Source organism: Denitratimonas organivorans (assembly GCF_037478135.1).
GTDB lineage: Bacteria > Pseudomonadota > Gammaproteobacteria > Xanthomonadales > Xanthomonadaceae > Denitratimonas.
Map to the genome: position 1 here is coordinate 90,069 of NZ_JBBHDV010000014.1, position 6,242 is coordinate 96,310.

The window sequence follows — 6,242 nt, forward strand, 5'->3', positions numbered from 1 at the left end:
CGCCTACGTGCGAGGCGTGTTCCGCCCACACGCGAAACACTTGGAATACGGCCCCCAGCGGCCGTCCTTGATGTGGCCCAGCGGGCCACCGCAGTGGCGACAGGCTGCTGCATCTGGATTGCGCTGCCATTCCAGGACCGCCAGCAAATTCCACATGTAAACCACGAATGCCAGAACCAGCGCCACCGGGAATGCGTAGCTGGCCACCTGATCGGCAAGGGCGCCGACCATTGGAGTCTTGGAAAAGACGAAACGGGCCATGAGCGCCACTATGGCGCCGGTCAGAAGGATGAAGCCGGGCAGCACGGACAATCGCCAGTAGCTCATCGGCCAGCCTCTTCGCTAAGCGCTGATCCAGTCAGTTCATCGCCGCTTGGTGCCACCCACGGGCCGGTGGCACCGAAGCGATCCTGCACACTCAATGATCGGGTCATCAGCCCGTCATAGATCCGGTAGGGGCACCTGGCAAGCCAGGCAAGATGACCCAGCGCATACAGCAGCCAGGACAGTCCATAGCCGAGCCGGGCGCGCATCATCTTGATCACCCCCAAAGGCGCTTCCGGCGCTGTTGTTTTTCCGCCACCCTGGTAAAGAACTCCCGCATGTCATCAGACAATTTTTCAGATGAAAGAAAAGCCTTCAGATGTTGGTGCAAATCTTTACGAATGCGGTCTTTTTCATCCGACGTGTCGCCCATCTCATTACGCCAACTTAAGATTACTCGGCTCATGTAGCGAATGCCCAACAAAGCAACCGGGAACATGAACAATGCGACGCTCGCAAAGTACAGCAACGGATCATCTATGTAGCTCACTCCGAATAAAGATAGAAGCGCGTGTACTGCCAAGAACAACCCCATACCCACGAACGGACCATAAATAAATGCGGATGGCGTTGAAAGCAATCTGCCGTCAGGACTCGATCTCCAAGCCACTTCACCGTAGCGTCGAATGACCTCCTTGAGTTCATTCGGGACTTCCTCGCTATCCATAATGTACTGCAAATCTTTTTTGTTCATAAAATCTCCTCAAACCATCAAGTCCAACACAACTAAATCCACCACGTTGAGCGCGCTCATCAGCAGTTCCCGACCCGAACAGCAGGTGCACACGCCTTCGTGTAACAGTCCGCACACACCGGCTGTCCGCACAGCGCCGTGGCGAACGCATGGGTCAGCAGATCCTCGGCGGGCTGATCGCATTGCGGGCAGACAAAGGGCGGCATCCGGCCCAGCTGGTGGCACTTCTTCAGGTAGTCCTCCACCACCTGCCCAAAGCAGGCCCGTGCCGCCGCCGGCGGCACGGTGAAAGCCACCACATCGGCCACATACAGCAACCTGCCCTGCACCAGATTCTGACCTGGCACCGGGGAAAGCTCGGCGTAGTAGCCCTGGTACTCAACTGTAGTTTTCATGTGCTTGCCCCTTGTATCAGCGCACTCAGCCCTGATTTCTTCGATTTGTTGCATTTAGTCGCGTTCGCACGTGCGAGATCACCTGCGCGGAGCGGACAAGCAACGGCTCCAACACCTGCCTCTCCTGGTCCGTGGCAATCTTCTGCCGCTTTTGCAGTTCCTCGAACACAGCGACAATCGTTCCGATGGCTTCCAGATCGGTCATCGGGAAGGTTTGTGATTCCTTGTTCATTACCGATCCTCTGGTTCCAACGCAAATCGCCCATGCACCGCTTCAAAATGCTTTTCCAGCTGCGTTTCATCCATCTGGTACAACTCAGAAAGCATGTCCATGACGGGCGCCATACGTGGCTCATCGAGCACCAGCTGTTCGATCTGTTTTTTGTCCATGGCACCAGCTCCCACCTGATTTGACCCTGGCTCAGCCGAAAGCACTGCGAGACAGCAGCAGCGCCAAGCCCAGCACCGGGGCCAGTACCCACAGCACCCGCTTCATCAGCTTTTCCGCCTGCGTCCACTTTTCCAGCTCTTCGGTATCGACCGTCTCCGACCTGCGCCCACGACGCACTTCACACACGCTTCGCAGATACATGCCCAGGAGCGTCATGAAGACGCATGCCAGGACGAAGACGAACGAATTGCTCATCACGATGTTCTGTTCCATGTCAGCTCTCCTGTAGTGGGGTTTGTTGATTCAGTGATGGATGACCCACGTGGACCTGCTCAACAGCGGCATGCTGATCGCCAGGCTTCACAAGCTCGATCAGACCCAGCCGTTCCGCCAGTTCCCGACGCTTGCCCGGCAACGCATGCTTCATGGATCCAACCTGATCCATCACGCGCACCGCAGCCACGGAGTAGCCCGTGATCTGCGCCACTTCCGACCATGCCCTGCCGCTGCCACGAAGCGCATGCAGTCGCCCCTTGCGAATGCGAACAGAACTCACGATCCACTCCTGAGCGACTTGCGCCCGGTCTGCTTTGTAGCCGGCTTCGCCTCTGATGAGGCATCCACCACAGGCGCACCGGCCAGCTGCAATGCGACACTGAAATCCAGACCCTGCTCGATCCGGGCACGCACTCGCCACAGCACCTCTCGCAGCGCCCGTTGCTCGGGGTCCGAGAACGAACGCAGGTGAGCTGCCAGCTCGCTGGCATCCACACCTCGGGCCTGGGCAGCATCCTGCTGTGTCAGGACAACTCCCCACAGCAGCGCGACCGTTCGCAGCTCTTCGAGCATCTTCGGATCACCATCCACCAGATCCACCAGCACCCGCCACTGTGCAGCCGTCAGGCCCGGCACCAGGTGTTCCACGAAACCCATGTAGTCCTGTACCACCTGGTTGATACGCGGCGACCGCTCTTTCTCAAAGCCGGCCAGCACCTCTTCGGCGCCTTCCCGCAAGTACAGGGTGAAACGTGTTCCGGTGCGTTGCATGGGGTGGTCCTTGACTGTCGATGGAACCAGTCTGCGCCCCTTTCGCACCTTTGGGAATACTTACGCGCCCTTTCTGTTCATTGACTATTCATGCGGAAACAGCAGGCGAAAAAAAACCCGGCAGGAATGCCTGCCGGGTTGCTTAAGGTACGGAACAGAGCCGCACTAGATGAAATCTTACATCACCTGTCCGGATCATACACCAAATTGCCTGGGGCAACATTTTTTTGTTCAGCGACCAGATTGGGCCATTTCCAACCACATCGCGTAGACGTTGAGGACCGGTTTTCCCAGACGCCGGGCGAACGCCACGCAATGCGCGGTGCCGCCTTTGCCGCTGCCATCGTAGAGTGCAACCACTTCGTCTGAATCCCGCACCATCGCCTCGTTGCGCTGGAACAGCGCGGCCGGGCTGTACGCGGGACTGACATGCACCTGCTTTTCGGCAACGGCCAGCAGCTTCTCATAGCGCCGACGCGCATGGTCTGGCCAGCGCGCCTCTTGTCCTGAAAACGGAATATAGGCATGGAACGGGATGTCCAGATCATGTGCGGCCCTGGCAATGGCCTGATCCCAGCCAAGTGCCATGCCCGTCAACACCAGCTTTGGCGATCGCTCGCCAAGCACTCGATGGGCCAGCGCATGGAGCCGGCCATTGACCGTATCTCCGTACCCACCGAGTCTGGCCGGGCGATGCCCGGTGACAGACAGGATCGTCATGACCGACCTTCCATGATCGCCTCCAGTTGAGCCTTCCCAGACTGATACACGGACATCGCTGCATCATCAAGCAAGGGTACAACCAGCCACGGGTTTTTCTGGACCTCTTCCAGCACGCTGGGCATGATCTCCTTGGCCTTGGCACGCATGGCTATCAGCACCTCTTCCAGGGTCGGATCATCCACGTCCTTGAGCGTCTCACGACAGCCCCTTCCCAACAGTTTCATGGCCGTTGTGGCAACGCGATGCACTGCTGATTGCAGTGCTGGCATGGTTGGTTGAGAAGCGCTCATACCGGCACCTCCTGCTGGTCTTCAAGCTCACCAAAGACCGTCTCGCCTTCCTTGCCGGCATTGGCACAGGCTTCACACCAGTGATCGTCGAGTACCGCGACCACCTCCCAATCCTGCGTGTCCCGACACCAGCGAACCTGGGCATCGTGGAAGACCTCTTCCGCTCCACAGGTGACACAGAACCAACCCGGCTTTTTGGCCGGGATCTCCAACTGATGATTGCTCATGTTGATTTCCTTGTTGCAGACAATGCCCCAGCGCTTGTGCGCTTGCCGGTGGATGGGGCGGGACCGGCGATCGCCCGATGGGCAATCCGTGTGCCTACAGAGGCTTTTTCATGCACGCGACGACGCCGGCACCGAGCCGGATCACGCGCAAGAAAAAGCCCCCGAACGGGGGCTGAAACAACGAAGCCTGCGCCAAGCTCTACAAGAGCTTGGCGAGGTGTGGATTCTCATCGGCCAGGCAATCACAAGCCCAGCACGTGATCATTTCACCGTTGCTCCCAAGTGGTCGATCTTCAACCAACTCGCTCTCGTAAAGATCATCCGTGTCATAGCAAATGACTCGGATGTCACCCGCGTCGGCTTGCACCGAGTGGATGGCTCCACCAGTCATGTCGATCGCAACAACCTGAGTTGCGATTCCAAGGGCCTGAGCGCACTTCAGAATGACAGCCTGCTCACTGTCATCAAAGCAGACATAGGGCCACTCATAGCCCTTCTGCGTAGCCTGTTCCGCAGCTTTGCGGTAGTGAACACCGTCCCGCCGTTCCTGTTCATTAGCCTCGACATCAAACACCGGCATCGCCGCACACCCATTTGCATCACGACATGCCACAGCAACACGAAATTTCATGACATCGTTTCCTATTGAAGGTTGTGAAGAAGAAGAGCCGGCGATCCTTCTGATCGCCGGCTTGGATGGCGCTACTGCACCGTGAAAGACTCACCGAAGCGGGGTGACCAGGGGGTGATGTCCAGTGCGCGGATCGAGGCCACGAAACGCTCTCGTACCGTGGACACTTCAGCCACCGGAAGACCATCCTCCCCGTACTCAACCTCGGTCGTCTTGTGCTGGGTCTTGGTCGTCTGACCCTTCACCAGAACCTGATACCCGGACTCATCGGCGATCACGCCGTTGCTCTGTCCAGAAGCCGTCAGCATGGCGATATGCCAGTCCGACATCTCGTGCAAAGGCGGCTTGTTGGGTTCAACTCCACCCTGCCCCAGACAGCTCTCAAACGTGTTCCACAGCACCGGGTTGCGTGCAGCTGCATCCCCAAGGAAAACCGGATCCAGTTCGTGTGCCACGAACCTGATCGGCGCCTCGGACGTAACCGTCCCTCGCAAGGGGAAAGTCAGCATCGCCAGACCGCCAGATTCAGACACCACCTGGTCAACCTCATCGCTCAAATCGACACGATGCAGCTTGATGTAGCCGGCGACACGGTGACGGTGTGCACGGGGCGTCTCATCCAGAACGCGAGCCACGTCAGCCTTGCGCAACTGCTGAATCGAGTCCGCAGCCACCGCGATGAATTGCTCGGGAGCTACATCTTCGACTACCCCATCAACCCACCCATCCGGGCTTTCCGGAAGAAAGGGAATCGACTCGGGGTTGGCAGCCAACTCAACCAGCTTGGCCACCTGCCTTGAGACATCCCCCTGCACCGCCCTTCTGCGGATACCGAAGATCACCACCTGCTTGTACGTGTCCACCGCAGCACGGCGAACCGTCAACCGGTCGAACGATCGAGCCAGCCAACCACACAGTTTCGGCCGCATCTCATAGTGCGGGATGATCAACACCATCACCCCGCCCATGGCCAGGGTCGGCATCGTCCGGCGCACAAACAGTTCCTCGAACCGACTGATGTCCTCGTTGCCGGTCGCGGCCTTGTCCGCCACCAGATCTCCATAGGGCGGATTGAGGAACAGCAGGTCGAACGCGCCAGCCTCGATCGAGGTGTCCTGCACGTCCGACCAAAGCAGATGCGTCAGCTGCTGCCGGGCCGGGATGGCACGGTCAGCGTCCAGTTCCACACCATAAGTCTTCGCCTTGCGCAGCCCCAGATCACGAACCAGCTGGACAACTGCCTCTCCTTTGCCGCAGCACGGATCCAGAATGCGTACCGGCTTGTCACCCGTAGGCGTGAGTGCAAAACCGATCCGGCGAACCGTCTCGGCATCGGTTGGGAAAAACCCGTTCCTGGCCAGGTTTCTGGCCACACGTGGGAATACAAGAGCCATGATTCATACCTCTTCAAGTCATCAAGAATGTCCCCAGCGCTTGTGCGCTTGCCGGTGATGGGGACGGGACCGGCGATCGCCCGATGGGCAATGCGTGTGCCTTGCAGAGGCTTTTTCATGCACGCG

The 6,242-nt window shown here is 58.5% G+C and carries 14 protein-coding genes; 1 reads left to right on the top strand and 13 read right to left on the bottom strand.

The window, feature by feature from the left end; all coding sequences use genetic code 11:
* Window positions 1-3: 3 nt before the first annotated feature.
* The 12 genes from WDB66_RS13370 to WDB66_RS13425 form a co-directional block, all read right to left on the bottom strand.
* Complete coding sequence (locus tag WDB66_RS13370) at window positions 4-327, bottom strand: hypothetical protein (RefSeq protein ID WP_339399102.1); 324 nt, start codon at window positions 325-327, stop codon at window positions 4-6.
* Window positions 324-545 (bottom strand): hypothetical protein, encoded by a 222-nt coding sequence (locus tag WDB66_RS13375; protein ID WP_339399103.1) that lies wholly within the window; start codon window positions 543-545, stop codon window positions 324-326. Before WDB66_RS13375 ends, WDB66_RS13370 begins: the two co-directional genes overlap by 4 nt.
* Complete coding sequence (locus WDB66_RS13380) at window positions 542-1,018, bottom strand: hypothetical protein (RefSeq protein WP_339399104.1); 477 nt, start codon at window positions 1,016-1,018, stop codon at window positions 542-544. Before WDB66_RS13380 ends, WDB66_RS13375 begins: the two co-directional genes overlap by 4 nt.
* 59 nt (window positions 1,019-1,077) lie before the next feature.
* The gene (locus tag WDB66_RS13385; protein WP_339399105.1) at window positions 1,078-1,413 is read right to left on the bottom strand and encodes a hypothetical protein; all 336 of its coding nucleotides are present in this window, start codon (window positions 1,411-1,413) and stop codon (window positions 1,078-1,080) included.
* 25 nt (window positions 1,414-1,438) lie between these two features.
* Window positions 1,439-1,645, bottom strand: a complete 207-nt coding sequence (locus WDB66_RS13390; protein ID WP_339399106.1) for a hypothetical protein — start codon at window positions 1,643-1,645, stop codon at window positions 1,439-1,441.
* The gene (locus tag WDB66_RS13395; protein ID WP_339399107.1) at window positions 1,645-1,803 is read right to left on the bottom strand and encodes a hypothetical protein; all 159 of its coding nucleotides are present in this window, start codon (window positions 1,801-1,803) and stop codon (window positions 1,645-1,647) included. Before WDB66_RS13395 ends, WDB66_RS13390 begins: the two co-directional genes overlap by 1 nt.
* A 31-nt stretch (window positions 1,804-1,834) precedes the next feature.
* On the bottom strand, window positions 1,835-2,077 hold the full coding sequence (locus tag WDB66_RS13400) for a hypothetical protein (RefSeq protein ID WP_339399108.1): 243 nt from the start codon (window positions 2,075-2,077) through the stop codon (window positions 1,835-1,837).
* Between the two features lies 1 nt (window position 2,078).
* Window positions 2,079-2,360 carry a hypothetical protein gene (locus WDB66_RS13405; protein WP_339399109.1) on the bottom strand — a complete coding sequence of 94 codons (282 nt, stop codon included), beginning with the start codon at window positions 2,358-2,360 and terminating at the stop codon, window positions 2,079-2,081.
* Complete coding sequence (locus WDB66_RS13410; RefSeq protein WP_339399110.1) at window positions 2,357-2,851, bottom strand: hypothetical protein; 495 nt, start codon at window positions 2,849-2,851, stop codon at window positions 2,357-2,359. Before WDB66_RS13410 ends, WDB66_RS13405 begins: the two co-directional genes overlap by 4 nt.
* A gap of 231 nt (window positions 2,852-3,082) precedes the next feature.
* A complete protein-coding gene (locus WDB66_RS13415; protein WP_339399111.1) occupies window positions 3,083-3,571 on the bottom strand; it encodes an SLOG family protein in 489 nt (162 codons plus the stop codon).
* A complete protein-coding gene (locus tag WDB66_RS13420; protein ID WP_339399112.1) occupies window positions 3,568-3,864 on the bottom strand; it encodes a hypothetical protein in 297 nt (98 codons plus the stop codon). Before WDB66_RS13420 ends, WDB66_RS13415 begins: the two co-directional genes overlap by 4 nt.
* Window positions 3,861-4,091 (bottom strand): hypothetical protein, encoded by a 231-nt coding sequence (locus WDB66_RS13425; RefSeq protein ID WP_339399113.1) that lies wholly within the window; start codon window positions 4,089-4,091, stop codon window positions 3,861-3,863. Before WDB66_RS13425 ends, WDB66_RS13420 begins: the two co-directional genes overlap by 4 nt.
* On the opposite strand from WDB66_RS13425, the gene WDB66_RS13430 reads away from it, so the two are divergent.
* Window positions 4,090-4,740, top strand: a complete 651-nt coding sequence (locus WDB66_RS13430; protein ID WP_339399114.1) for a hypothetical protein — start codon at window positions 4,090-4,092, stop codon at window positions 4,738-4,740. The two genes, WDB66_RS13425 and WDB66_RS13430, sit on opposite strands and share 2 nt — an antisense overlap.
* 53 nt (window positions 4,741-4,793) lie before the next feature.
* On the opposite strand, the gene WDB66_RS13435 is transcribed toward WDB66_RS13430, so the two are convergent.
* On the bottom strand, window positions 4,794-6,116 hold the full coding sequence (locus tag WDB66_RS13435) for a DUF6094 domain-containing protein (protein WP_339399115.1): 1,323 nt from the start codon (window positions 6,114-6,116) through the stop codon (window positions 4,794-4,796).
* Window positions 6,117-6,242: the final 126 nt, after the last annotated feature.